This is a genomic window from Pseudomonas benzopyrenica, assembly GCF_036884265.1.
Classification (GTDB): Bacteria; Pseudomonadota; Gammaproteobacteria; order Pseudomonadales; family Pseudomonadaceae; genus Chryseomonas; species Chryseomonas benzopyrenica.
Map to the genome: position 1 here is coordinate 4,609,345 of NZ_CP145723.1, position 26,976 is coordinate 4,636,320.

Annotated in this window: 20 protein-coding genes and 3 tRNA genes; 11 read left to right on the forward strand and 12 right to left on the reverse strand. The window is 66.3% G+C overall.

Features of this window, described 5'->3' with window-relative positions:
- Positions 1–24 precede the first annotated feature (24 nt).
- From V6W80_RS21850 to V6W80_RS21875, 6 genes are all read right to left on the reverse strand, one after another.
- Positions 25–100, reverse strand: a tRNA-Thr gene (locus V6W80_RS21850).
- Positions 101–120: 20 nt separating this feature from the next.
- Positions 121–194, reverse strand: a tRNA-Gly gene (locus V6W80_RS21855).
- 23 nt (positions 195–217) lie between these two features.
- Positions 218–302 (reverse strand) — tRNA-Tyr (locus V6W80_RS21860).
- Positions 303–521: 219 nt separating this feature from the next.
- Positions 522–2,063, reverse strand: a complete 1,542-nt coding sequence (locus tag V6W80_RS21865) for a phosphoenolpyruvate carboxykinase (RefSeq protein WP_338545366.1) — start codon at positions 2,061–2,063, stop codon at positions 522–524.
- A gap of 104 nt (positions 2,064–2,167) precedes the next feature.
- Entirely contained in the window at positions 2,168–3,061 is an 894-nt protein-coding gene (hslO, locus tag V6W80_RS21870) for an Hsp33 family molecular chaperone HslO (protein WP_017639504.1), read from the reverse strand.
- A 107-nt stretch (positions 3,062–3,168) separates the two neighbouring features.
- On the reverse strand, positions 3,169–3,552 hold the full coding sequence (locus V6W80_RS21875; protein WP_007161254.1) for an RNA-binding S4 domain-containing protein: 384 nt from the start codon (positions 3,550–3,552) through the stop codon (positions 3,169–3,171).
- A gap of 118 nt (positions 3,553–3,670) precedes the next feature.
- On the opposite strand from V6W80_RS21875, the gene V6W80_RS21880 reads away from it, so the two are divergent.
- From V6W80_RS21880 to rimK, 3 genes are all read left to right on the forward strand, one after another.
- Entirely contained in the window at positions 3,671–4,447 is a 777-nt protein-coding gene (locus tag V6W80_RS21880) for an EAL domain-containing protein (protein WP_338545367.1), read from the forward strand.
- A gap of 81 nt (positions 4,448–4,528) precedes the next feature.
- The gene (locus tag V6W80_RS21885) at positions 4,529–4,939 is read left to right on the forward strand and encodes an ATP-dependent zinc protease family protein (RefSeq protein WP_231356116.1); all 411 of its coding nucleotides are present in this window, start codon (positions 4,529–4,531) and stop codon (positions 4,937–4,939) included.
- Complete coding sequence (rimK, locus tag V6W80_RS21890; RefSeq protein ID WP_017639501.1) at positions 4,936–5,841, forward strand: 30S ribosomal protein S6--L-glutamate ligase; 906 nt, start codon at positions 4,936–4,938, stop codon at positions 5,839–5,841. Before V6W80_RS21885 ends, rimK begins: the two co-directional genes overlap by 4 nt.
- A gap of 153 nt (positions 5,842–5,994) precedes the next feature.
- Here rimK and V6W80_RS21895 read toward each other — a convergent pair whose 3' ends face one another.
- Positions 5,995–7,314 (reverse strand): ATP-binding protein, encoded by a 1,320-nt coding sequence (locus V6W80_RS21895; protein ID WP_017639500.1) that lies wholly within the window; start codon positions 7,312–7,314, stop codon positions 5,995–5,997.
- Between the two features lie 137 nt (positions 7,315–7,451).
- Between V6W80_RS21895 and V6W80_RS21900 the strand changes: the two genes are divergently transcribed.
- Positions 7,452–8,324: an undecaprenyl-diphosphate phosphatase gene (locus V6W80_RS21900; protein WP_064308151.1), complete on the forward strand. Its 873-nt coding sequence runs from the start codon at positions 7,452–7,454 to the stop codon at positions 8,322–8,324.
- 40 nt (positions 8,325–8,364) lie between these two features.
- On the opposite strand, the gene ompR is transcribed toward V6W80_RS21900, so the two are convergent.
- A complete protein-coding gene (ompR, locus tag V6W80_RS21905) occupies positions 8,365–9,099 on the reverse strand; it encodes an osmolarity response regulator transcription factor OmpR (protein ID WP_007161260.1) in 735 nt (244 codons plus the stop codon).
- Positions 9,100–9,274: 175 nt separating this feature from the next.
- Between ompR and V6W80_RS21910 the strand changes: the two genes are divergently transcribed.
- The 3 genes from V6W80_RS21910 to gshA all read left to right on the forward strand — a co-directional run bounded on the left by V6W80_RS21910 (position 9,275) and on the right by gshA (position 13,767).
- Positions 9,275–11,593 (forward strand): Tex family protein, encoded by a 2,319-nt coding sequence (locus tag V6W80_RS21910; protein ID WP_093256949.1) that lies wholly within the window; start codon positions 9,275–9,277, stop codon positions 11,591–11,593.
- Between the two features lie 2 nt (positions 11,594–11,595).
- Positions 11,596–11,979 carry a PaaI family thioesterase gene (locus V6W80_RS21915; protein ID WP_338545368.1) on the forward strand — a complete coding sequence of 128 codons (384 nt, stop codon included), beginning with the start codon at positions 11,596–11,598 and terminating at the stop codon, positions 11,977–11,979.
- 210 nt (positions 11,980–12,189) lie between these two features.
- Entirely contained in the window at positions 12,190–13,767 is a 1,578-nt protein-coding gene (gene gshA / locus V6W80_RS21920) for a glutamate--cysteine ligase (protein ID WP_338545369.1), read from the forward strand.
- A gap of 471 nt (positions 13,768–14,238) precedes the next feature.
- Here the strand turns inward: gshA and argA are convergent, their stop codons facing one another.
- Entirely contained in the window at positions 14,239–15,537 is a 1,299-nt protein-coding gene (argA, locus tag V6W80_RS21925; RefSeq protein ID WP_133860543.1) for an amino-acid N-acetyltransferase, read from the reverse strand.
- A 159-nt stretch (positions 15,538–15,696) separates the two neighbouring features.
- Positions 15,697–16,857: an acetylornithine deacetylase gene (argE, locus tag V6W80_RS21930; RefSeq protein WP_093256946.1), complete on the reverse strand. Its 1,161-nt coding sequence runs from the start codon at positions 16,855–16,857 to the stop codon at positions 15,697–15,699.
- Positions 16,858–17,028: 171 nt separating this feature from the next.
- Between argE and V6W80_RS21935 the strand changes: the two genes are divergently transcribed.
- The 4 genes from V6W80_RS21935 (at position 17,029) to V6W80_RS21950 (ending at position 25,136) form a co-directional block, all read left to right on the forward strand.
- Positions 17,029–18,378 carry an inorganic triphosphatase gene (locus V6W80_RS21935; protein WP_093256940.1) on the forward strand — a complete coding sequence of 450 codons (1,350 nt, stop codon included), beginning with the start codon at positions 17,029–17,031 and terminating at the stop codon, positions 18,376–18,378.
- 187 nt (positions 18,379–18,565) lie between these two features.
- Entirely contained in the window at positions 18,566–20,347 is a 1,782-nt protein-coding gene (locus tag V6W80_RS21940; protein WP_017639492.1) for a GspE/PulE family protein, read from the forward strand.
- A gap of 39 nt (positions 20,348–20,386) precedes the next feature.
- Entirely contained in the window at positions 20,387–24,733 is a 4,347-nt protein-coding gene (locus V6W80_RS21945) for a PAS domain S-box protein (RefSeq protein WP_338545370.1), read from the forward strand.
- 88 nt (positions 24,734–24,821) lie between these two features.
- Positions 24,822–25,136 carry a DUF2388 domain-containing protein gene (locus V6W80_RS21950; RefSeq protein WP_064308157.1) on the forward strand — a complete coding sequence of 105 codons (315 nt, stop codon included), beginning with the start codon at positions 24,822–24,824 and terminating at the stop codon, positions 25,134–25,136.
- Positions 25,137–25,217: 81 nt separating this feature from the next.
- Here V6W80_RS21950 and gcvH read toward each other — a convergent pair whose 3' ends face one another.
- Positions 25,218–25,601 carry a glycine cleavage system protein GcvH gene (gene gcvH / locus V6W80_RS21955; RefSeq protein WP_064308158.1) on the reverse strand — a complete coding sequence of 128 codons (384 nt, stop codon included), beginning with the start codon at positions 25,599–25,601 and terminating at the stop codon, positions 25,218–25,220.
- Between the two features lie 77 nt (positions 25,602–25,678).
- Entirely contained in the window at positions 25,679–26,722 is a 1,044-nt protein-coding gene (locus V6W80_RS21960) for a glycoside hydrolase family 5 protein (RefSeq protein ID WP_064308159.1), read from the reverse strand.
- Positions 26,723–26,976 lie beyond the last annotated feature (254 nt).

Sequence of the window (26,976 nt, forward strand, 5' to 3'; positions counted from 1 at the left end):
ATTTTCATATCTGCCTTTTTAAGATGGAGCTCATGAGCGGATTTGAACCGCTGACCTCACCCTTACCAAGGGTGTGCTCTACCAACTGAGCTACATGAGCGAAACATTTGCCAGTCAAACTGGAGCGGGTAGCGGGAATCGAACCCGCATCATCAGCTTGGAAGGCTGAGGTTCTACCACTGAACTATACCCGCAGAGCCTAAGCGCTCTAACAATCTGGTGGAGGGGGAAGGATTCGAACCTTCGAAGTCTGCGACGTCAGATTTACAGTCTGATCCCTTTGGCCACTCGGGAACCCCTCCAAAGTGAGGCGGCATTTTCTTCATCTGCCCTCCTCTTGTCAAGGATCTTTTTAAAATTTCCTTAACAATCAATGCTTTCGCGTCGCTCGCTAGCGTTATCAGCGAAAGCGGGCGCAGTTTATGCAATCACAACGAACCATGCAACCCCAAAACGCAAAAAAAGCTTAAAAAACAAAGGCCGCCCTATCGGCGGCCTTTGTTCACAGGCAAGCGCCCTGCTTACAGCTGGGGACCAGCCGCCAGGATGCCTTCGGAGACGCCGGAGAACTTCTTGAAATTCTCGACGAACTTGCCAGCCAGCTCGCGCGCGGCGGCGTCATAGGCTGCGCCATCCTGCCAGGTATCGCGAGGATTGAGCAGGACGCTGTCGACGCCAGGAACGGCGACCGGGACGTCCAGATTGATGACCGGCACGTGGCGGGTCTCGGTACCGATGAGGGCACCGCTCTGGATGGCCGCGATCACGGCACGGGTGGTGGGGATGTTGAAGCGCTTGCCGACGCCATAACCGCCACCGGTCCAGCCGGTGTTGACCAGGTAAACCTTGGAGCCAAAGCCCTGGATGCGCTTGATCAGCAGATCGGCGTATTCAGCCGCCGGACGTGGGAAGAAGGGCGCGCCGAAGCAGGTGGAGAAGGTCGACTTGATACCGGGACCGGAACCCATCTCGGTCGAGCCGACCAGGGCGGTGTAGCCGGACAGGAAGTGGTAGGCCGCCTGCTCATTATTAAGGATGGATACCGGGGGCAGGACACCGGTGAGGTCGCAGGTCAGGAAGATGACCGCGTTGGGCTCGCCACCCAGGTTGTGCTCGGCGCGCTTGTCGATCAGCTCGCGCGGATAGGCTGCCCGGCTGTTCTGGGTCAGGCTGTCGTCGGCATAGTTGGGCTGACGGGTCTGGGGATCCAGAACCACGTTCTCCAGCACGGCGCCGAACTGGATGGCCTTCCAGATCACCGGCTCGTTCTTCTCGGACAGGTCGATGCACTTGGCGTAGCAACCCCCTTCCATGTTGAAGACGGTGCCCACGCCCCAGCCGTGCTCGTCGTCACCGATAAGGTAGCGGCTCTGGTCGGCGGACAGGGTGGTCTTGCCGGTACCGGAGAGACCGAAGAACAGGGTGACATCACCCTCCTCGCCCACGTTGGCGGCGCAGTGCATCGGCAGCACGTCCTTTTCCGGCAGCAGGAAGTTCTGCACCGAGAACATGGCCTTCTTCATCTCGCCGGCGTAGCGCATGCCGGCGATCAGCACCTTGCGAGCGGCGAAGTTGATGATGACGGTACCGTCGGAATTGGTGCCGTCACGCGCGGGCTCGCAGACGAACTCAGGCGCGTTGATGATCTCCCAGGCCGGCTTGGACTGGGGATTGTATTCGGCCGGATTGATGAACAGGCAGCGGCCGAACAGATTGTGCCAGGCGGTCTGGGTGCGCATGACGACGGGCAGGTAGTGCTCGACATCGGCACCTACATGCACGTGGGAGACGAATTGATCACGCTCGTCCAGGTAGGCGCTAACGCGCTCCCACAGCGGTGCGAACTTCTCCTCTGGGAAGGCACGGTTGATCGGCCCCCAGTGGATGGCATCGCGCGTGGAGGCTTCCTCGACGATGAAGCGATCTACCGGCGAACGCCCCGTGCGATGCCCCGTCTTGACGACCAGCGAGCCATTGGCGGCCAGCTCTCCTTCGCCACGTCGCAGGGACTCTTCCACTAACTGCGCGACGCTGATATCGGTATACACGTTGGCTTTCGTCATTTCGTTCCCCATGGCCCTGGGCCGTTCCTCATGCTTGTAGCTCTTACACGGCAGAACTACACGTTGCGGGATTATGCCAGAAAGCCTTCGGGCTTTTGCAACGGCTAGTGCCGGGTATTTCCTGGGGTTTGCGTGCCGCCGCCCGCAAAAATCTGCGTGATATCGGCGGCGTCGAACACCTGCTGCTCATTGCAAAACTGACAATCGACCCGAATTTCTCCCTGCTGTTCGTCGAGCAGACTCTCGACGTCCGCCTGTCCCATGCTGATCAGGGCATTGGCCGCCCGATCACGCGAGCAGCTGCAGCTGAAGGCCACCGGTTGCTCGTCGAACAGGCGCACCGCTTCCTCGTGGAACAGGCGATGCAGGATCACCTCGTTGTCGAGACCCAGCAGCTCTTCGGCCGTGAGGGTATCGGCCAGGGTGACGACATGCTCCCAACTGTCCTGACGGGCCTGGGCATCCTTGATGCGCGACGGCGGCAGCTGCTGGAGCAGCAGGCCGCGGGCGCGGCGACCATCGGCGTTCAGCCAGAAACGGGTGGGCAGTTGTTCGGAGGTGGCGAAGTAGCCGGACAGGCATTCGGCCAGGTTGGCGCCCTCCAGCGGGACGATGCCCTGGTAACGCTGGCCATGCCGGGGATCGATGGTCAGGGCCAGGACGCCATCGGGCATGAGTTCGCCCAGGGAGGCGGACGCGGTGATTTCGGCTTCTTCGTAGCGGGCGATGCCGCGCACCTCACGTTCGCTGGAACATTCGACCATGAGCAAAGGGATGGGGCCGCTGGAGCGTGCCTGGAGCACCAGCAGCCCTTCGAACTTGAGGGTTCCGCACAGTAGGGCAGCCGCCGCCAGCATCTCGCCCAGCAGCTGGGCGACCGGCTCGGGGTAGGAATGCTTGGCCAGGACCTCGACGTAGCTGCGGTCCAGTGTGGCCAGTTCGCCGCGGACGTCGGTTTCGTCGAACAGGAAGCGTTGGGTGAAATCGTGGGAAGTCATGAACTACCTATATAAGGAGGAAGGCCGCGAAACGTGACGCTCACGGCGCACGCCAGGACCGGCGAGCGGACCTGGCCAGGAAAGGGATCCGCCGAGTCGCGACGGGATCAGTCGTCGAACGGGTGGACGTACTCGCGGAACTGATGGATCTGTCGACGCTGCTTCTTGGTGGGCCGGCCATCGGTCTGTAACCCGAGGTTGCCCGCCTTACGCGCGGCTGCGGCCTGCTCGCGCGCCTTGAGGCTTTCCGGCGTCTCGGTATAGAGCTGCTGGGCTTCGGGCGCACCGCGGCGATTCTGCGACAGGGCGACGATCACCACGGTCTTTTCGTCATAGCCCTGACGAATGGTGAGAACATCGCCAACACGGGGCTCCTTGCTGGGCTTGCAGCGCTCGCCACGGCACTGGACCTTGCCGCCTTCGAGGGCTGCCTTGGCCAACGCACGGGTCTTGAAAAAACGTGCCGCCCACAGCCATTTGTCGAGGCGCATCCGTTCTTCAGTGTGATCTACTGCATACATCGAATAAAAGGTCCCCTATTGGGTCTTAGACTCTTCTCAAGAACTCTAAACCATCGGACCGACGCTGCAAGCGTGCCTCTGGAGAGCCATGACCACATTCTTTCCTTCCGACCTGACCGGCCAGACCCGCTGCGCGGGTTGCCAGCAGTCGGAACCCCTGGGCTTCGACTTCGACTTCGCCTATCAGCCCATCGTGGACCTGGGCAAAGGCGCGGTCTTCGCTCGAGAAGCGCTGGTACGCGGACCGGGCGGCGAAGGCGCGCTGTCGGTGCTCAATCAGGTGACCGACAGTAACCGCTATCGTTTCGACCAGCTCTGCCGCACCAAGGCGATCGCCGCCGCGGCGACCCTGGGCCTGCAGGAGAGTCTGTCGATCAACTTCCTGCCCAACGCCGTCTATCGTCCGGAGCTGTGCATCCGCAGCACCCTGGCCGCCGCGCGTGAGCACGGCTTTCCCCTGGAGCGGCTGATCTTCGAGACGGTGGAAACCGAGCACGTGGCCAGCAACCACCTGACGCACATCCTGCGCGAGTATCAGCAATTCGGCTTCAAGACCGCCATCGACGACTTCGGTGCCGGTCATTCCGGCCTGACGCTGCTGGCCGAATTCCAACCCGACCTGGTCAAGCTCGACATGGCGCTCATCCGCGACATCGACCGGGACCAGGTGCGGCGGACCATCGTGCGCAACCTGATCGTCATGTGCCGCGAACTGGGCACCCAGGTAATCGCCGAGGGCGTGGAGACCGTGGCCGAACGCGATTGCCTGCGCGACCTCGGGATCGAGCTGATGCAGGGGTATCTGTTCGCCAAACCAGCCTTCAAGCAGCTCGTCGATCCGCAACATTTAGGCGGAGGCCACTGATTTCAAGGAGCAGCGATGAGCAATTCCGCCGAACCGGTCATTATCGGCCTGAGTGAGTGGGTGACCTTGCCCGAACTGGGCGTGGTGGGCCTGAGAGCCAAGATAGATACCGGCGCCAGCACCTCGGCCCTGCATGCGACGGAAGTCCAGCCCTTCATGCGCGGCAAGGAACGCTGGGTGAGATTCACCGTGCACCTGGGCACCCTGGTCCAATCCCGGCATCGCCATTGCGAAGCGCCGCTGGTGGCGAAAAAGACCATCCGCAGTTCCAACGGCATCGCCCAGACCCGCTACGTCATCCGTACCCTGCTGGCCCTGGGCGAATGCCAGTGGCCGGTGGAATTCACACTAGCCTGTCGCAAGAGCATGCGCTATCGCATGCTGCTCGGCTCCAAGGCCTTGATCGATGGTGGCCTGCTGGTGAATCCGGCCGTCTCCTATGCGCAAGACAAACCCCAGTTGTCCCTTACTCCGGCCTCCGGTGCCCCATGAAAATCGCCGTTCTCTCGCGTAACCCCAATCTGTACTCCACCCGGCGCCTGGTCGAAGCCGGCGTCAGCCGCGGCCATGAGGTGGTCGTGGTCGACACCCTGCGCGCGTACATGAACATCGCCAGCCACAAGCCACAGATCCATTACCGCGGCAAACCGTTGGAAGGCTTCGACGCAGTCATCCCGCGCATCGGTGCCTCGGTGACCTTCTATGGCTGCGCGGTGCTGCGCCAGTTCGAGATGCAAGGGGTCTTTCCGCTCAACGAGAGCGTGGCCATCAGCCGTTCGCGCGACAAGTTGCGCTCCCTGCAGCTGCTCTCGCGCAAGGGCATCGGTCTGCCGGTGACGGGCTTCGCCCATTCTCCGGACGACGTGCCGGACCTGATCCGGATGGTCAATGGCGCGCCGCTGGTGATCAAGGTGCTGGAAGGCACCCAGGGCATCGGGGTGGTGCTGTGCGAGACCGAGAAGGCAGCCGAATCGGTGATCGAGGCCTTCATGGGGCTCAAGCAGAACATCATGGTGCAGGAATACATCCGCGAGGCGGGCGGCGCGGACATTCGCTGCTTCGTGGTCGGCGACAAGGTGATCGCCGCGATGAAACGCCAGGCCGCGCCCGGGGAATTCCGCTCCAATCTGCATCGCGGCGGTACCGCCAGCCTGATCAAGATCACCCCAGAGGAACGCATGACCGCCCTGCGTGCGGCCCGGGCCATGGGCTTGAGCGTGGCCGGGGTGGATATCCTTAGATCCAATCACGGCCCGCTGGTGATGGAGGTCAATTCCTCGCCCGGCCTGGAAGGCATCGAGCAGACCACCGGCAAGGACGTGGCCGGGATCATCATCGAGTACCTGGAGAAGAACGCGGAGCCGGGGCTGACGCGGACCAAGGGCAAGGGTTGAGGCATTTGCTCCAGGGGTGGTTTGGGCGTTCGCGTTATCGCGGCCATGGGCCGCTCCTACAGCCTCCGGCGTAATCGTAGGAGCGGCCCATGGCCGCGATAAGACAGTTGCCCCTACAGGCTCAGGTGTAGTAGCTCCGCCATGGCCGAGAGATCAGCTGGCGCTGCGGGGGAGCAGCAGGCCCAGGGGCAATAGCACCCGGGCTTCCACGCCGCCGCCTTCGCGATTGCGCAGCTCGGCGCTGCCGCCGTGCTGCGCGGCGATGCGCTTGACGATGGCCAGGCCCAGCCCGGAACCGCTGACGGTGCGGGCGCGATTGCCTCGGGTGAAGGGATTGAAGATGTCCTGCAGGTCCTTGGGATCGATGCCGGGACCACGATCCATGACGCTCAGGGCGACATAGGGCGCCGTGGCCGATCCCGCGACCTGCCCGACCACCTCGATACCGCCACCGCCGCCATGGCGCAGGGCGTTTTCCACCAGGTTGGTCAACAGCCGCTTGAAGGAGATGCGTCGCACCGGCAGCGGCGGCAGGACATCCAGCATCAGCCGCACCCGCTCCGTGTGCTGGTTGTAGGGCGCCACCACCTGGCGGGCCAACTCGTTGAGGTTGGTGAGTTCCTGAGGTTCGTCGCGACCGTCACGGACGAAGGCGAGGAACTGGTCGAGGATGGCGTTCATGTCCTCGATGTCGCGGATCATGTCCTCCGCCTCTTCGCGCTCGGCCGGCGGCATCAGCTCCACCGCCAGCCGCAGGCGGGTCAGGGGCGTGCGCAGGTCATGGGAGACGCCGGCCAGCATCAGCTCGCGCTCGCGACCGGCCTGCTCGACGTCTTCGGCCATCTGGTTGAAGGCGTGGTAGACGTCCTGGATCTCGCTGGGGGCATCGGTTTCCGGCAGCCGTACGCTACGCCCCTTGCCCAGCTCGCGCGCGGCATTCACCAGGCGACGCAAGGGCTGGTTGAGCTGCCGCACGAAGACCCAGGCGGCGCCGACGGACAGCAGGCCGATGGCCAGGAACCAGCCGAGTACGCTCCAGATGTGCTGACCGCGCAGGGGGTGGGCCATCAGCGGGATCTTGATCCAGTCCGGCCCAAGGGTGGGCGCCAGCACCCAGAGCGCTGGCCCGTGCTGGACCCGCACCCGCACCTCGGTCTCCTCGCCCAGCTCCTGTTTCATCTGGCGCTCGAAGATCTCGCTGTAGGGCCAGTGGTACTCCCCGGCCGGTACGGTCTCGGGCGACTCGTAGCGCAGGCCGGCGGCCTGGGCGATGCGCGGCCGCTCGGCTTCCGGGGTGGCCCAGTAGGCCCTGAGCGTCAGGGCCGCGCCATGGCTGTACTGGCGATCGACCAGGACGTCCTCGTTGAGCAGCAGATAGACCAGGGTCAGCGCCTTGGAAAACAGCACCGCGAGCAGGACCATCCACAGCGAGCGGGCGAAGAAACTCTGGGGAAACCAGCTAGGCGCCTTCATCGACCAGGATTTCCGCGCAAAACGGCGCGAAAGCCATCACAACCTCTAGGGTTGCAGGGTTCAGATAGGCAACCCGACATGGAAACATTCGGATACATTTGCTCGTCCATTTTTTCCCTTCGACCTGGAGTTCTCTCGTGTCCGACATCTGCCAGACCGGCCTGGACATCGGCTTCGCCTCGCTCAGCTATGCGCAGATCGCCTTTCTCGGCGTGGTGCAGGGTATCACCGAGCTGCTTCCCATTTCGTCCACGGCGCACATGCGGGTGGTCCCCGCGCTGCTCGGCTGGCGCGATCCCGGTTCGGCCTTTTCCGCCGCCATGCAGATGGCGGCCCTGGCCGCGGTGATCAGCTACTTCTGGCGCGATGTCAGCGGTGTGACCCGGGGCAGCCTCGCCGCGGTGCGCCAGCGCGACTTCGACAGCCCGGACTTCCTGCTGGCAGTGATGATCGTGCTGGCGACCATTCCCATCTGCATCGCCGGACTCTTGCTGGCGCCCCTGCTCAACGCCTGCGACTCGCCGCTGCGGGGCCTGAGCGTCATCGGCTATGCCTGTCTGGCCATGGCCGCCCTGCTGGCCCTGGCGGAGCGGCTCTGCCGGCATAACAGAGACATCTCGCAGATGCGCCTGCGCGATGCCCTGATCGTGGGGATCGCCCAGGTCGGCGCGCTGATTCCGGGCGTGTCCCGCTCGGGCTCGACCTTGACCGCCGCCATGTTCCTCAATCTGCGTCGCGAGGAAGCCGCGCGCTTCTCCTTCCTGCTAGGCCTGCCGGCCATCGCCCTGGCGGGACTCAAGGAGCTGGTGGTGCTCTGGCACGCGCACATCCCGGCCGAAGCCTGGTCGCTGCTGCTGGTGGGATTGCTGGTGGCGAGTCTGTCGGCCTTTGCCGCGATCTGGGGCCTGATGCGCTTTCTGGAACGTTTCTCGACCTGGCCCTTCATCATCTATCGCGCGCTGCTGGGGATCTTTCTGCTGGTGGGCGTGCATCAAGGCTTGTTCGCCTGAGCCACCCCCTAGCCGGGGCGCGATGCCCCGGCTACCTGCCCTACTTGCCGGCGCCGTCCGGTACGAAGACGTAACCCACGCCCCAGACGGTCTGGATATAGCGCGGCTTGGACGGATCGGGCTCGATCATCCGGCGCAGGCGCGAAATCTGGACGTCGATGGAGCGCTCCAATGCATCCCATTCGCGACCGCGGGCCAGATTCATCAGCTTGTCGCGGGTCAGTGGCTCGCGGGCGTGATCGACCAGCGCCTTGAGCACGGCGAATTCGCCGGTGGTGAGCATGTGGGTCTCTTCGCCACGCTTGAGTTCGCGGGTGGCCAGGTGCAGGGCGTAGTCGCCAAAGGTCACCACCTCGTCGGTCCCGGCGGGGGCGCCAGGTACCACCGGGGCCTGGCGACGCAGCACGGCCTTGATGCGGGCCACCAGCTCCAGCGGGTTGAAGGGCTTGGCCAGATAGTCGTCGGCACCCTGGTCGAGGCCCTGGATGCGGCTGCCTTCGTCGCCCTTGGCGGTCAGCATGATGATGGGAATGCGATTGCCGCTCTCACGCAGCCGACCGCAGGCGGACAGGCCGTCTTCGCCAGGCATCATCAGATCGAGAACGACCAGATTGAAGACTTCCCGCGCCAACAGGCGGTCCATCTGTTCGGCGCTCTCGACGGTGCGTACGCGATAACCCTGTTCGGCTAGAAAACGCTCCAAGAGGCGGCGCAGCCGGGCGTCGTCATCGACGACCAGGATCTTTTCACCTTCTGGGGCAGCAGGGGTGCTCATAATATCTCCTTGTGATCTAGCACTGGATTATGCCGTAGGCCATCCGACCGCGGCGTTGGGCCATTGTTAGCAGATTTTGCCCCACCGCGGGCGGTGGTGGTGGCGCAGGAAGCGGCGGCCCGGTGGGCTCGGGTATACTGCGGCCCGCTTTTTCTTGTGCCAGCCAGGTAGCCCGATGGATATCAATAGCCGTATCGCCGAGGAGCTCGGCGCCCGCCCGCAACAGGTCGCCGCCGCCGTGGCGCTGCTCGACGAAGGGTCGACCGTGCCCTTCATCGCCCGTTACCGCAAGGAAGTCACCGGCAGCCTGGACGACACCCAGCTGCGTCATCTCGAAGAGCGACTGCGCTATCTGCGCGAGCTGGAAGAACGCCGCGGTGCGGTGCTGGCCAGCATCGAGGAACAGGGCAAGCTGACCGCCGAACTGGCGCGCGAGATCAATCTGGCCGATACCAAGACGCGGCTGGAGGACCTCTATCTGCCCTACAAGCAGAAGCGCCGCACCAAGGGCCAGATCGCCCTGGAGGCCGGCCTCGGCCCGCTGGCCGAAGCGCTGTTGGGCGATCCGACCCTGAATCCCGAGTCCGAGGCGGCCGCCTATGTCGACGCGGACAAGGGCGTGGCGGACGTCAAGGCCGCCCTGGAAGGCGCCAAGTACATCCTCATGGAGCGCTTCGCCGAAGACGCCGACCTGCTGGCGCGGCTGCGCGGCGTCCTGCAGCAGGACGCCATCCTCAGCGCGCGCCTGGTGCCCGGCAAGGAGACCGAAGGCGCCAAATTCAGCGACTACTTCGAGCATGACGAGCCCTTCAAGGCGGTGCCCTCGCATCGGGCCCTGGCGATCTTCCGCGGGCGCAACGAGGGCATCCTCAGCGCCGCGCTCAAGCTCGGCGAAGAAGGCCCGGGCATCGCCCATCCCTGCGAAGGGCTGATCGCCGCGCATTTCGGCCTGAAGAACGAAGGCCGCGCTGCGGACAGGTGGCTGGCCGAGGTGGTGCGCTGGACCTGGAAGGTCAAACTCTACACCTCCCTGGAAACCGATCTGCTCGGCGAGCTGCGCGAAAAGGCCGAGGAAGAGGCCATCGCGGTCTTCGCCCGCAATCTGCACGACCTGCTGCTGGCCGCGCCGGCCGGTCCGCGCACCACCCTGGCGCTGGACCCGGGTCTGCGCACCGGGTGCAAGGTCGCCGTGGTGGACGCCACCGGCAAGCTGCTGGCCACCGACACCGTCTATCCCCACGCGCCGCGCAATCAGTGGGACCAGACCCTGGCCACCCTCGGCGTGCTCTGCACCAAGCACGGCGTGGACCTGATCGCCATCGGCAACGGCACCGCCAGCCGCGAGAGCGACAAGCTGGCCGGCGAGCTGATCAGCAAGTACCCGGGCCTGGGCCTGACCAAGGTGATGGTCAGCGAAGCCGGCGCCTCGGTGTACTCCGCCTCGGAACTGGCCGCCCGGGAATTCCCCGAGCTGGACGTCTCCCTGCGTGGCGCCGTGTCCATCGCCCGCCGCCTGCAGGATCCGCTGGCCGAGCTGGTGAAGATCGAGCCCAAGTCCATCGGCGTCGGCCAGTACCAGCACGATGTCTCCCAGCTCAAGCTGGCGCGCAGCCTGGACGCCGTGGTGGAAGACTGCGTGAATGCCGTGGGCGTGGACGTGAATACCGCCTCCGCCGCCCTGCTGGCGCGGATTTCCGGCCTCAACGCCACCCTGGCGCAGAACATCGTGCAATTCCGCGACGCCAACGGCGCCTTCGCCACCCGCGAGGCGCTGAAGAAGGTGCCGCGGCTGGGCGAGAAGACCTTCGAGCAGGCCGCCGGCTTCCTGCGCGTCATGAGCGGCGCCAATCCGCTGGACGCCTCGGCGGTGCACCCGGAGACCTATCCGCTGGTGCAGCGCATCGCCGCCGACACCGGCCGCGACATCCGCTCGCTGATCGGCGACTCGGCCTTTCTCAAGCGCCTGGATCCGAAGAAATTCACCGACGAGAGCTTTGGCCTGCCGACGGTGACCGACATCCTCCAGGAACTGGACAAGCCGGGTCGCGATCCACGTCCAGAGTTCAAGACCGCGGTGTTCCAGGACGGCGTGGAGAAACTTTCCGACCTCAAGCCGGGCATGGTGCTGGAGGGCGTCATCACCAACGTCACCAACTTCGGTGCCTTCGTCGACATCGGCGTGCACCAGGATGGCCTGGTGCACATCAGCGCCCTGTCGGAGAAGTTCGTCAAGGACCCCTACGAGGTGGTCAAGGCGGGCGACATCGTCAAGGTCAAGGTGATGGAGGTGGACGTGCCGCGCAATCGCGTGGGGCTGTCCATGCGCATGGGCGACACCCCCGGCGAGAAGGTCGACGGCAAGCCCGGCGGCCAGGCTCGCGGCAACGGCGGCAAGCCCCGCGCCGACAAGAGCGCCCCGCGTCAGACCCAGGCCACGCCGGCCAACAATGCCATGGCGTCGCTGTTTGCCAACGCCAAGCAACTGAGGAAATAGGCATGAGCGGTTCTCCCGTAGGCAAGGACAGCGCCTTCAGCACCCTGCTGGGCATGACCATCTACAAAGCCGAGGCCGGCGAGTCCGAGGTGCGCATGAGCGTGCAGGACAGGCTCATCAACCTGCATGGCAAGCTGCACGGCGGGGCCATCTTCTCGCTGATCGACACCGCCCTGGGCCAGGCCAGCCACAGCCTGTTCGACGGCCAGCCCGGCAGCGTGACCCTGGAGTGCAAGGTCAACTACGTGCGTGGCGTCAGCGAAGGCGAACTGGTCTGTCGCGCCCGGGTGATCCACCCGGGTCGCAAGACCCATGTGCTGGAAGCCCAGGTGCATCAAGGCGACAAGCTGATCGCCCTGGCCCAGGCGACCTTCGCCTGTCTGTGACCGGCCAGCCCGGGCGGCAGCGAAGCGGCGCATATCGCCCTTTGCCGCCGCCTGAGCTACGCTGGGAGACAACTGAGCGGGTTGCGGTCTGAGGCTTGAACCCGGACCGCAGCAGTGACTGCTGCCCCCGCGTCGGCCCTGGCCGGCAACCCTCATTTCAGTCGGTTTCTTCTACCCTGCCCGGGGCGAGTACCGCCAAAGGAAGTCAACTTGAGCGATATCCTGTCCCGCCGCCTGGCCCTGCTCGGCGCTGATCCCACCCTTCTGGCCGAATGCCTGCACGGTATCGAGCGCGAGACCCTGCGGGTGGACGCCCGTGGCCAGCTGTCCCGGCGCCCCCATCCCCAGGCGCTGGGCTCGGCCCTGACCCATCCGCAGATCACCACGGACTACTCCGAAGCCCTGCTGGAATTCATCACCCCCACCGGTACCCGCACCCCCGAGGTGCTGGCCGCCCTGGATCGGGTGCATCGCGCCGCGGTCGCCGAACTCGATGGCGAGCGCCTCTGGAGCGGCTCCATGCCCTGCGCGCTGCCGGCCGAGGACGAGATCCCCATCGCCGACTACGGCAGCTCCAACATCGGCCGGCTCAAGCACGTCTATCGGCGTGGTCTGGCCCTTCGCTACAGCCGCACCATGCAGTGCATCGCCGGCATCCACTACAACTTCTCGTTGCCGGAAGCGGCCTGGGAGCGCCTGCGCCAGCAGGAAGGTGACGCCCGCGACGCCCGCGACTATCAGTCAGCACGATACATCGCCCTGATCCGCAACTTCCGCCGCTACAGCTGGTTGCTGATGTACCTGTTCGGCGCCTCGCCAGCACTGGACGTGGGGTTCCTGCGCGGCCGGCCGCACCAGCTGCAGACCCTCGATGAGCGGACCCTGTACCTGCCCCATGCCACCAGCCTGCGCATGAGCGACCTGGGCTACCAGAGCAACGCCCAGGCCAGCCTGACGCCGGATTACAACGACCTGACCACCTACACCGAGAGCCTGAGACGCGCGGTGGGCACGCCCTACCCGCCCTATGCGGAAATCGGCACGCATCAGAACGGCGAGTGGGTGCAGCTCAACACCAACATCCTGCAGATCGAGAACGAGTACTACGCCACCATCCGCCCGAAGCGCGTCACCCGCAGCGGCGAGCGGCCGGTGCAGGCGCTGATGGCGCGCGGCGTGCAGTACATCGAGGTGCGCTGCCTGGACATCGATCCCTTCCTGCCGCTGGGCATCGATACCACCACCGCCCTCTTCCTCGACGCCTTCCTGCTCTATTGCGCCCTGGAAGGCAGCCCGCCGCTCAACGGCGAGTGCAGCGAATGCACCGACAACTTCGCCAGCGTGGTGCGTGAAGGCCGCAAGCCCGGTCTGCGTCTGCAGCGCCATGGCGCCTCGGTGACCATGATCGACTGGGCGGCGGAGATGCTCGACCAGATCGAACGCTGCGCCGAGACCCTGGACGCCAGCCTGGGCGGTGACGCCCACCGGCAGGCGGTGGCGGCACAGCGGCAGAAGGTCGCCGACGTCCGTCTCACGCCCTCGGCGCGGGTGCTGCAGGAGCTGCGCGAGCGCGGCGAGAGCTTTGCCGACTTCGGCCTACGCCAGAGCGAGGCTCATGCGGCCTATTTCGCCAGTCATCCGCTGAGCGAAGGCGAGCAGGCCTGCTATGCCCAGATGGCGCGCCAGTCGCTGGACGAGCAGGCGGAGATCGAGGCGGCGCCCCAGGGGGATTTCGACACCTTCGTGGCGGCTTATCAGGCGAGCATTCTGGCGACGATTGGGGTGTAGGCAGGTAGGTTGGGTTGAGACGGCTTCATCGTCGAAGCCCAACGTTGTGGTGCCAAGTGCCGAAGAGCTTATTGGTGCCCTAGCTGATTGTTGTGCTTTGCTGATGGCTCTTGTTTCGCCCCCTCGGGCGACTCACTTTTTTCAGTCGCGGCTGCGCGCCCCGGACAAAAGTAAGCAAAAACGCTTGCCCCGGCCATCCGGCCCTACGCTGCGCTCCGGGTGACTCGCGTTGCTCGCCCTTCGGGCCAGCCTGCGGCTGTTACTTCGCTACGCTACGTCTCCAAACGCCAGCGGACGAATCGATGGTTGATGAGGGCGCCTTCCGGTATCGATGCAGGAAGGGCCAGCTCCACCTTGGAGCGGTTTCGATTGGGGCTGGCGCTATCACGGCCCATGGCCGCGATGATGAGGAGCTTGGTAGCGTTGGGCTTCGACGATGCAGCCGTCTCAGCCCAACCTACGAGCGCGCCCTTACAAGCCCTTCTCGAAGATCTTCGAGTTGCGCTGGAAGTTGTACAGCGACGCCCGCGCCGCGGGCAGACGTTCCACGCCGCTGGGTTCGAAGCCGCGCTCGCGGAACCAGTGGGCGGTCTTGGTGGTGAGCACGAACAGGGTGCCGAGGCCGCGCTCGCGGGCTCGTTGTTCGATGCGTGCCAGCAGGGCGTCGCCGCGGCCGCCGTGGCGGTAGTCGGGATTGACCGCGAGGCAAGCCAGCTCGCCCGCCGCCGAGTCGGCGATGGGATAGAGCGCCGCGCAGGCGATGATCAGGCCTTCGCGTTCGACGATGCTGAATTGCTCGATCTCGCGCTCCAGCACCTCGCGGGAGCGGCGCACCAGGATGCCCTGCTCTTCCAGCGGGCGAATCAGCTCCATCAGGCCGCCGACGTCGGCGATGGTCGCTTCGCGCAGGGTCTCGAAGGGTTCCTGGGCCACCAGGGTGCCGCTGCCGGCGCGGGTGAAGAGTTCGGTGAGCAGGGCGCCGTCCTCGGCGTAGCCGACGATGTGGCAGCGGCGAACACCGCCACGGGTGGCCTGGGCGGCGGCGTCGAGCAACTCGGCCTGGTAGGAGCTGCCCAGGCGCGCCAGATGGGTGGGGATCTGCTGCGGGCCGATCTCGCGGATCAGGGCGCCGTGTTCGTCCAGCAGGCCCGGTTCGGCACCGTAGAGCACCAGCTTGTCGGCGCCCAGGTCGATGGCGGCGCGCATGGCGACGTCTTCGCAGGCCAGGTTGAAGGTCTCGCCGGTGGGGGAATAGCCCAGCGGCGAGAGCAGCACGATGGTGCGCTCGTCGAGCAGCCGGCCGATGCCGCGGCGGTCGATGCGGCGGACTTCGCCGGTATGGTGGAAGTCGACGCCGTCCTGCACCCCCACCGGGCGCGCGGTGACCAGGTTGCCACTGGCGACCCTCAGCCGCGAGCCCTGCATGGGCGAGGCGGCCATGTCCATGGACAGCCGCGCCTCGATGGCGCTGCGCAGGCTGCCGACGGCATCGATCACCGCTTCCAGGGTCGGGCCGTCGGTGATGCGCAGGTCGTTGTAGAAGCGCGGCTCGATGCCACGGGCGGCCAGGCGCGATTCGATCTGCGGACGCGATCCATGCACCAGCACCAGGCGCACGCCCAGGCTGTGCAGCAGCACCAGGTCGTGGACGATGTTGCCGAAGTTGGGGTGGGCGACGCCGTCACCGGGCAGCATGACGACGAAGGTGGCGTCGCGGTGGGCATTGATATAGGGCGAGGCGTGACGGAGCCAGTTGACGTAGTCGTGCATCGAGACGAAGACCCTTGGTGGATAGGCGTGAGGGTGAACGAGGGCAGGCAGGGCGTTCAGCGTCGTCGCAGCACGGAGGTTCCTCGACAGGGAGCGGATGGGCAGGGTCAGTAGACCGCCTGGAGTTTACAAAAAGTCACGCCAAGCGCGCGGATCTGTTCATCGGGCGACCGCCGCCTGCTCCAGGCAGTAGTGGCCGATCAGTTGCTGCAGCAGCTTGACGGTAGGTGCGATCCGCGCCAGCGCCAGGTGCTCCTCGGGCTGGTGCGCGCAGCCGATGTCGCCGGGGCCGAGGACCAGCACCTCCTGGGCGATCGCCTGCAGATAGGGCGCCTCGGTGGCGAAGGCCACGGCGTCGGCGGCGTGGCCGGTGAGGCGCTCGGCCAGGCGCACCAGCTCGGCGTCGGCCGGCTGCTCGAAGGGCGGCACGGCGGGAAACAGTGGCTGGTAGTCGATGCGTACCCCGAAGCGCTCGGCGACGGGCAGCAGGCGTCCGCGGATGGCCTGGCGCAGGACTTCGGGCTGCATGCCCGGCAGCGGGCGCAGGTCGAATTCCAGGGCGCACTGGCCGCAGATGCGATTGGGGTTGTCGCCGCCATGGATGCAGCCCAGGTTGAGGGTCGGCTGGGGCACCAGGAACAGCGGATTGCGGTATTCGCGCTGCCACTGGGCGCGCAGGTCGAGCAGCTCGCCCATCACCGCCTGCATGGCCTCCAGGGCGCTGTGGCCCAGACTCGGATCGGAGGAATGGCCGCTCTGCCCGAGGATGTCGATGCGCTCCATGAGGATGCCCTTGTGCAGGCGGATCGGCCGCAGCCCGGTCGGCTCGCCGATCACAGCGGCGCGGCCCAGCGGGCGGCCGGCCTCGGCCAGCACCCGGGCGCCGTCCATGGAGGATTCCTCGTCGCAGGTGGCGAGCACGATCAGCGGCTGGCGCAACTGGCGCGGATCCAGTTCGCGCACCGCTTCGAGGATCAGCGCGAAGAAGCCCTTCATGTCGCAACTGCCCAGGCCGTACCAGCGATCGTCGGCTTCGCGCAGACGCAGGGGATCGGCCTGCCAGAGCGCCTCGTCATAGGGCACGGTATCGGTATGGCCGGCCAGCACCAGACCACCCGGCCCGCTGCCCAGGGTGGCGATCAGGTTGAACTTGCCCGGCGCCACCTCCTGGGTCGCGCAGGCGAAGCCCAGGGCGCCGAACCAGTCGCTCAGGCGAGCGATGACGCCGGCGTTGGACTGGTCCAGCGCCGGCTGGGTGCAGCTCACCGAGCTTTCGGCGATGAGGGTTGAGAACAGAGCTTTCAGCGCGGGCAGGGTCATGCGGGGTCTCCTGGTCACGGCTCCATCATGGCGCCATCCGCCGTGCGATGAAACCTTCATGGGCCTTGGCGACGCGGACCGGCTAAACTAGCGACCACGTTCTCGCCGTCCGTCATCACGACGCGCTCGGCACGGAGCCGGACCGTTCTCTTCCGGCGCCAGGATCTTCCAATGGCCAAAGAAACCGAAATCAAGCTGCGCGCCAGTGCGGCCACCCTCGACGCCCTGCGCGCTCATCCGCTGCTGAAAAAGCGCTGCAAGGAAGGCTGGCAGCGCCACGAACTCTCCAATTGCTATTACGACACCGATACCCGCGACCTGGCCCATGCCAAGGTCGCCCTGCGCGTGCGGCGTGATGGCGAGCGCTTCATCCAGACGCTCAAGAGCCGTGGCCAGAGCCTGGCCGGGCTGTCCGAGCGCAACGAGTGGGAGTGGCCGCTGGCCGATGCCACCCTGGACACCGCGCTGTTCGACGACAGCTGCTGGCCGGCGGAGCTGGCCGACCTCGACCTGCGCCGCCTGCAGCCGGTGTTCGATACCGATTTCGTCCGCGACGCCGCGGAAATCGCCTGGGGCCGGGGCAAGACCCGTACCGTGATCGAGGTGGCCCTGGACCAGGGCGAGGTGCGCGTGGGCGAGCAGCGCGAGGCCATCGCCGAGGTCGAGCTGGAATTGCGCCAGGGCGAACCGGCGGCGTTGCTGGAGCTGGCCGAGCAACTGGCGGCCGAATTCCCGTTGATGCCGTGCGACATCAGCAAGGCCGAGCGCGGCTATCGCCTGCACGATGCGGCCAGCTACACCCTCTATCTGTCCGCGCCGGAACTGGACGCCGAGACGCCGCTGGACGAAGCCGTCGCGCGCCTGGGCTGGCACCTGCTGGCCGGCAGTCAGCGCCTGGCCGAACAGTATCGCTGGAATGGCCACTGGCGCCTGCTGGTGGACTGGGTGCACCAGCTGATCGATCTGCGCGCCTTGCTCGGCAGTCTCGGCCAGGCCGCGCCGCGTGCCACCAGCCGCGAGCTGCGCCAGGCCCTCGATGACCTGCTCGCCGACTGGCGCCCGCTGGCCGCCATCGGCCAGGACGACGAAGAGGCCCGCCGCCAGGCGCCGCAACGCTTTGCCGCCGAACTGGAACAGCCACGCTGGGGCCTGTTCTCCCTGCGTGCGGCGCGCTGGCTGCATGAGCGCGCCTGGATCCAGGGGCGTACCGGCCGCGGCGAGCGCCAGGGTGTGACGCCCCTGGGCCAATGGCTGCCGCGCCTGCTGGCCCAGGAGGCGGCCGAACTGCCGCTGCTGCGCGCCATCACCGAACCCGAGTTGATCCAGCAGCAGTTGCCCCGTCTGGAGCGGATGCAGGTCTGGCTGCACCTGGCGCGGGGCGCCCTGGACCTGCCCGAAGCCGACCGCCTGTATGGCGAACTGGGCAAGCTGGCGCCGCTGAGCGCCCATGGCGATCTCGCCGGGGTGGCCGAACAGGCGCGCCTGGTCCATGGCCTGACGCCCTGGAAAGCCCTGGCCTGAGCCACCGGACGGCAGGAACGCCTGGCGCGCCCAGCCGTCCATCCTGATGGCACAAGGCCGCGAGCGATTCCTTAAAACAAAGTCGCTATGCTGGAGGAGGCGACCAACCTGGCGGTACGGCAGGCGGGTCGTTCCCGGTCAGGCACCGGGCGCCACCCGAGTGTGACCACCTTTTCAAGGAGTCCAGATGTCCGCCATAGCTTCCCCTTCCGCTGATCGTTGGCTCGACCTGGGCGACATCCTGCGCGAGCTGGTCAGCCAGCAGCGGATCGACCAGCAGACCGCTGAGCAGTGCCTGCTCTTGCGCCGTGGCTCGGCCAATCCGCAGCAGCATCCGCTGGAGTTCCTGGCGGCGCAGAGCGTGGACGACCTCAGCCGACCGGGACGCAAGCTGGATCTGGACAGCCTGACCCGCTGGCTCGCCGAGTACTCGGGCCAACCCTTCTACCGCATCGATCCGCTCAAGGTGGACGTGGCCTCGGTCACCCCGCTGATGTCCTACGCCTTCGCCCAGCGCAACAAGATCCTCGCCGTGGCGGTGAGCCCGGACGAGGTGACGGTGGCCAGCGCCCAGCCCTTCGTGCACAGCTGGGAGAGCAACCTCACCCATGTGCTGCAGCGACCGATCAAGCGGGTGGTGGCCAGCCCCGCGGACATCACCCGCTATACCCAGGAATTCTTTCGCCTGGCGCGCTCGGTCACCGGCGCCTCGGCGGTGGAGCAGAAGACCAGCGGCGTCGGCAACTTCGAGCAACTGGTCAATCTCGGTGCCGCCGATGGCGAGCCGGATGCCAACGATGCCCACATCGTCAACATCGTCGACTGGCTGTTCCAGTACGCCTTCCAGCAGCGCGCCAGCGATATCCACGTCGAGCCGCGCCGCGAGCAGGGCGCGGTGCGCTTTCGCATCGACGGGGTGCTGCACACCGTCTACCAGTTCCCCGCCCAGGTCACCCTGGCGGTGGTCAGCCGGATCAAGAACCTCGGCCGCATGAACGTCGCCGAGAAGCGCAAGCCCCAGGATGGCCGGATCAAGACGCGCATGGCCGGCGAGAAGGAAGTCGAACTGCGCCTGTCGACCATGCCCACCGCCTTCGGCGAAAAGCTGGTGATGCGGATCTTCGACCCGGACGTGCTGCTCAAGAGCTTCGACCAGCTCGGTTTCTCCGCCGACGACCTGCGCCGCTGGGCCGGCATGACCGGGCAGCCCAACGGCATCATCCTGGTCACCGGCCCCACCGGTTCGGGCAAGACCACCACGCTGTACACCACCCTCAAGCAGCTGGCCACGCCCGAGGTGAACGTCTGTACCATCGAAGACCCCATCGAGATGGTGGAAGACGCCTTCAACCAGATGCAGGTGCAGCACAATATCGAGGTGACCTTCGCCAGCGGTGTCAGGGCGCTGATGCGGCAGGACCCGGACATCATCATGATCGGCGAGATCCGCGACCTGGAAACCGCCGAGATGGCCATCCAGGCGGCCCTGACCGGCCACCTGGTGCTCTCCACCCTGCACACCAACGACGCCCCCAGCTCGGTGAGCCGGCTGATCGAACTGGGCGTGCCCTATTACCTGATCCGCGCCACGGTGCTGGGCGTCATGGCTCAGCGGCTGGTGCGCACCCTCTGCCCGGCCTGCAAGACGCCCACCGAGCTGGACCCGGCCGCCTGGCAGGAACTGACCAAGCCCTGGAACGCGCCGCTGCCCACCGGGGCCATGCAGCCGGTGGGTTGTCCGGAGTGTCGCGACACCGGTTACCGCGGTCGTGCCGGGGTATACGAAATCCTCACCCTCTCCGATAGTCTGCGCGAACTGGTGACGGCGGATACCGACATCACCGCGCTGCGGCGGCAGGCGTTCAAGGAAGGCATGCGCAGCCTGCGGCTGTCCGGTGCGCAAAAGATCGCCGCCGGCTTCACCACCGTGGAAGAAGTCCTGCGCGTCACGCCCCAGAGCGAACGTTAGCGCCCCAGCATCCCGCGAGCGGAACAAGGATAGCCAGCCGTGCAGACAACCGTCGTGAATCCTGCCGTAGGCGCCGAGGACGCCGAACAGCGCCGTCGCCGCCAGGAGGTCCTGACCGCCTACGGTGTGCTCGACGACCAGCCGGAGCCGGCCCTCGACGACCTGGTGGAACTGGCGGCCACCCTGTGCGAGACGCCCATCGCCGCGGTCAACCTGCTCGGTGAAGAGCAGCAGTTGTTCATCGCCGAGCGCGGCCTGGGCGTGGCGGAGATCCCCCTGGCCCTGTCCTTCTGCCAACACCTGCACGCGGCCCAGGAGGCGCGGCAGATCGAAGACCTGAGCCAGGACCCACGCTTCACCGACAATCCCCTGGTCACCGATCCGGCCGGGCTGAGATTCTATGCCGGCGCTCCGCTGCGCACGGCGGACGGTGTCTTTCTCGGCACCCTCTGCGTGCTGGACTGGCAACCGCGCGAATTGAGCACCGCGCGCCTGAGCGGACTCGAACGCCTGGCGCGCCAGGTGCTGCGCCTGTTCGAGACTCGCCTGCAGGCGGCGTCGCCCACCCGGCACAGCACCCTCGACGAAACCCATTACCGCGCCCTGATGGACGTCAATCCACAGATCATCTGGTTCGCGCGGCCCGATGGCAGCTTCGAATACGCCAATCGCTACTGGTACGAATACAGCGGCCTGAGTCCGGCCAACGTGGTCGCCGATCCCGATCTCTGGGCCGGCGCCATCCATCCCGAGCAGCGCCCGCAATTGCTGCGCCGCTGGCGCGAGGTACGCGAGCAAAGAGTCGCCGGCAGCCTGGAGTTGCAGCTGCGCGATGCCGAGGGTCGCTACCGCTGGTTCGAAACCCGCACCATGCCCTTCACCAATGCCAGCGGCGAGATCGAGCACTGGGTCGGCGTGGCCCAGGACATCGACAGCCGCAAGCGGGCGGAAACGGCGCTGCGGGAGAGCGAGGCCTTCGCCCATCTGCTGCTCGAATCGACCCACGAAGGCTTCTGCGCCCTGGATCGCGACGGCCGCGCCACCCTGTGCAATCGCGCCTTCCGGCAGATGCTCGGGCTGTCCGAGGAACGAGACCTCCTCGGCGAACGCCTGGATACGCGACTCAGCTCCGCCCGCAGCGAGGATGGCGCCCGAGCCCTGCAACGTGCTGCCAGCGAAGGCGCCACCCTGCACCTGTCCGCCGATGCGCTGTTGCGCGAGGACGGCAGTCTGCTGCCGGTGGAATGGCGCGCCCAGCCGCTGTGGCGCGACGGCGAGGTCCAGGGCGCCATCTGCACCTTCGTCGATCTCAGCGAACGCATCCGCAGCCATGATCGCCAGCGCTTCCTGCTCGAACTGGGCGATCTGCTGCATGGCGTGACCCACACCGGCGAGGTCGCCTCGGTACTGGGCGACAGCCTTGGCCACCTGCTGGCCGTGCAGCGCATCGGCTACGCCAGGGTCGGTCGCGACGGCAGCCTGACCATCGACAGCGACTGGCTCGAACAGGGCCGTACCCATCGCCTCAACCTGCCCAGCCTGGGTCACTGGCACACCTCGGCGGTGGAGGAATTGCGCCGTGGCATCATCGTCAGCGTGGAAGACAGCGCCCAGGACAGTCGCCTGGGCGAGATGCGCGCCCAGCTGGTCGAGCATGGCGTGCGCGCCGGCCTGGTGGTGCCCTTGCTCGCCGAAGAGCAACTGGTTGGCCTGTTGTTCCTCTATGCCGACACGCCCCGTCACTGGACCATCGGCGATGTGGCCCTGGTGCGCGAGGTGGCCGAGCGCATCCGCATCGTCATCGAACGCACCGCGGCGGCCGAGGCCCTGCGCCTGGCCGAGCAGCGCATCGCCCTGGCCATGGACGTGGCCGACCTGGGCGTCTGGGACTATGACATCGACCGTGACCTGATCAGCTGGGATTCCCGTCTCGCCCACCTGGTCGGTGCCGCCGGGCGCCGCTGCACGATGCGCGGTGCGGCCCTGCTGCGCGCCCTGCATCCGGCCGATGCGCCGCGGGTGCGCGCCTATGTGAGCGCGGCCATCCAGGGCGGCGGCAATGCCTATGACCTGCGGCTGACCTTTCGCGTCCGCACGTCACGCCAGGGCGAATCCGTGTGGCTGAGCATCCGCGGGCGCGAGCGCCTGGAGCCCGGCGGGCAACGCCGGCTGGTGGGCATCGCCCGCGACATCACCCGTGAACGCCACGACGCCGATCGCATCAGCGAGACCAACCGCCAGTTGCGCCGGCAGATCGAGGAGCGCCGCGCCGCCGAGGCGCGTCAGCACGCCCTCATCGAACTGGGCGACCGCTTGCGTGAAGGGGATCCGGAAAGCACCGGCGTCGCTGCCGCCCTGGAGCTGGTGGGTACGCGACTGGGCCTGCGTCGGGTCGGCTATGCCCGTCTGGACGAGAATCGCGGCACCTTCGTCCCGCAGCAGATGTGGACGCCCAACGGCCATTGCGATCAGGCCCTGGCCTATCCCCTGCTCGCTCCCGACAGCCTGGGCAACCAGGAGGGCGCACCACCCCTGGTCATCGACGATGTCAGCCAGGATCCGCGGGCCCAGGCCAATGCCCAGCCCCTGCTCGAACTGGAGATCGCGGCGCTGGTGGACATCCCGCTCTATGAGGACGGTCGCCTGCGGGCGCTGTTCGTCGCCCATGACCAGCGCGCTCGGTTGTGGACGGAAGGCGAGGTGCAATTCCTGCGCGATGTCACCGACCGCCTCTGGGCGGCCATCTGCCGGCAGCGCTCCCAGGACGCCCAGCGCGAGAGCGAGGGCCGCTTCCGCCTCATGGCCGACAGCGCCCCGGTGTTGATCTGGGCCTGCGATGCCGATGGCCAGTTGCAATTCGTCAACCAGCGCTTCGCTCGCGAATTCGATCTGCACGACGCCGATCTGCATGACCAGGGCTGGAGCGCCCTGCTCCCGGACAGCGAATGCCCGGCCTTCGAGGGCGCCTTCAAGCAGGCCATCGCCACCCACAGCGCCCTGCGCGCCGAGGTGCGGGTACGCAATGCCCAGGGCGAATGGCGCTGGCTACGGCTGGAAGGTACGCCGCGACTGGAGCTCGACGGTGAATTCCATGGCCTGGTGGGCTGTGGCGTGGACGTCACCGAGGCGCGCCAGACCACCGACCAGCTGGAGCAGCGCATCGCCGAGCGCACCCAGGAGCTGGGACGCAGCCATGCGCGGCTGATCGCCGAGATCTACGAACGCGAGCGCACCGAAGAAGCCTTGCGCCAGTCACAGAAGATGGAAGCCATCGGTCAGCTCACCGGCGGTATCGCCCATGACTTCAACAACATGCTCACCGGCATCGTCGGGGCCCTCGACCTGATCCGCCTGCGCATCGCCAACGGGCGCACCCAGGACCTGGATCGCTACATCAACGCCGCGGTCAATTCGGCCGATCGCGCCGCCGCCCTCACCCATCGGCTGCTGGCCTTCGCCCGCCGCCAGACTCTGGATCCGCAGCCGGTGGACGTGCACCAGCTGGTCGGCTCGCTGCAGGACCTGCTGGTGCGTACCGTGGGCGAGAACGTCGCCCTGCGCCTGGATCTGGCGCCGGTCGCCTGGCTCGCCCACAGCGATACCCACCAGCTGGAAAACGCCCTGCTCAACCTGGTCATCAACGGCCGCGACGCCATGCCGGCGGGCGGCGAGCTGTGCATCGCCACCGCCAACCTCAGCCTCGACGCCGAGGCCGCCGCGCGCGAATCCCTGACCCCGGGCGACTACGTGCGCCTGAGCGTGGCCGACACCGGCACCGGCATGCCGCCGGAGGTCAAGGCCAAGGCCTTCGAGCCCTTCTTCACCACCAAGCCGGCCGGCCAGGGCACGGGGCTCGGCCTGTCGATGATCTACGGCTTCGTCAAGCAATCCGGCGGCACCGCGCGCATCGACACCGAGCAGGGTCAGGGCACCACCATCAGCCTCTATCTGCCGCGTCATCCCGAGCTGGCGGCAGCCACCACCGAGCAACCGACGCTCAAGGTCGCGCCCCGTGCCGAGGCCGGCCAGACCGTGCTGGTGGTGGAAGACGAGTACGCGGTACGCATGATCGTGCTGGAGGTGCTCGCCGAACTGGGCTACATCGCGCTGGAGGCGAGCGACGCCGATGGCGCCCTGCCGATCATCGAGAGCGGCCAGCGGCTGGACCTGCTCATCAGCGACGTCGGCCTGCCCGGCATGAACGGCCGCCAACTCGCCGAGATCGCCCGCGGTCGGCGGCCCGAGCTCAAGGTGCTGTTCATCACCGGCTATGCCAAGAACGCCAAGGTGCGTGGCGAATTCCTCGGCGAGAACATGGACATGCTGATCAAGCCCTTCGACATCGATGCCCTGGCGGAACGCATCCACAGCATGATCCAGGGCTAAGCGCGGTCGGAAGGCGCCTGCACAGCCCTCTGGAACTCAAAGGATGTCTGAGCTCTCTATAGGAAACCTCAAGAAGGAGATCTCATCCATGCGCCTGAAGAAGCTTGCTCTGGTTTCCCTGATCGGCCTGCCGCTGTTGGCCGCGACCACCGCCGCCAATGCGGATGCGCGGTTCTGGCGGCATGCCGCGACCCTGGGGGCGACCTCCGGCTCGTTCTATACCACCAGCCGTGACGACCACAAGATCGTCGCCGCTACCCAGGACGACGCCAGCTCCTACCTGGCCAGCAACGGCCAGATCCGTGGCCCCTACCTGGAAGCCGCGTTGCGCGACATGCGCGCCGCCGAGCCGGGCCTCAAGGCCAGCGACAACGATCTCGCCATGCGTATCCTGACCCAATAAGGGCCAGGCAAAAAAGAACCCCGCCGGTCAACGCCGCGCGGGGTTCTTTTTTGCCTGTTGCCTGGGCGTGAGGCTGTCGCCTCAGCTCTCGCTGGCCGCGCGATAGCCGTCGGCGTCGAGCAGCCTGTCCAGCTCGGCCGCGTCCTGCGGCTTGAGCTTGAAGAACCAGGCGCCATAGGGCTCGCCATTGACCTGCTCGGGGGCGTCGGCCAGCGCCTCGTTGACGGCGATCACCTCGCCGCCCACCGGGGCATAGATGTCCGAGGCCGCCTTGACCGACTCCACCACCCCGGCCTGGTCACCGGCCGCGAGGGTCTTGCCGACGTCCGGCAGTTCGATGAAGACCACATCGCCCAGGGCTTCCTGGGCATGGTCGGAAATGCCGACGGTCACGCTACCGTCGGCTTCCAGGCGCGCCCATTCGTGGCTGGCGGCATAACGCAGGTCGGCGGGAATCTGGCTCATGAGGGGTCCTCGGGGCTGGCACGGTTAAAACTCAAGGGTAGCCTGCCGACCCCAGGGACCGCCATCGCTGACCGGGCTTAATTGGGCCCGATGCTGGCGCAGCTGGTGTTGTCGACGTACTTCTTCAGGGTCGCCCACTGGGGACGATCCACGCCGTTGATGGGTTCCACCGCCAGGTTGTAGTTGCCCCAGCCCGGACCGGCAGCCCAATAGCTGGCCGGGATGCAGTGCTGCTTGAGATAGGCCAGCATGTTGTCCATGGCCACCAGCCAGCGCGGATCGTCGTCCGGCACACCGAATTCGCCGATATAGCCCTGCTTGCCGTTCTTTTTCAGCCAGTCGACGAAGGGCTTGACGCGCTTCACCCCGACCTGGGGATCGAAGCCGCTCATGTCCTTGCTGGCGTACTGGCCGCCGCCGTCGTTGTCGAAATAGACGTGGGCGGAAAAGATCAGCTTGTTGGCCGGATCCTTGAGCGCCAGCAGCGGATCGTTCCACTGTGGCCAACGGGCGGCGCTGGACCAGCCGTTGCCCTCGACGATGATCGGATGGACGTTGTCCACGGTACGGATGCCGTTGATGCCATGCTGGGCGGCGGTCGGCCAGAAGGCCACGGCGTCGTGGGGCTCGTTCATGATGTCGTAGCCATAGAGCGCCGGATGCTTGCCGAAGCGGAAGGCCAGGCGATAGGTCACGTCCCAGTAGTTGAAATAGGTGACCTTGCCGGCGCCGATGACCTCGCCGCGATAGCGCGCATAGTTGTGCAGGTCGAGGATCACCTTGACGCCGTACTTCTGGGCGTAGTTCAGCGTCTGGGTGACCAGGGCGCCATAGTCCGGATCCAGCATGGAGTTCAGCTTGGGCTGGATACGCTCCCAGATGATCGGAAAGCGCACCAGCTTGATGCCTTTGGCGCTCCAGTCCTTGAAGTGCTGCTCGCTGGGAAAGATGTAGTTGCGGTTGTTGAGGCCGGGTAAGACATGGCTGGCGAAGCCGGCACCGGAAAAGTTGAGCCCGACCAGCTCGACCGCCTGGGCCGAACCGAAGAGGGCGCTACTCAAGGCCAGGGTACCGGCCAGACGCAGGGAAAACTGGCGCACGCGCCGGGTAAGGGATTGCATGACTGCACCTGTGGAAAAGAAGACTCCCCGCCCCCGCAAGCTAACGGGTTCCGGCGTGGGCGAGCTCAGGCGGCCGCGTCCTGTTGCGGCGCCGCTGGGTGCGACTTCGTCGTCATTGTTGGGGCTGCTATCGGCGTCAAAGCCCCCAGCTTTAGTGAATTTTTTCCTGCAAAAACAGCCAGTTACGCCGTGATTCGCGTCAGATAGCCGCCGTTTTTCCGCAACTGCCAGCGCAGCCGAGCTAACACCTTGAA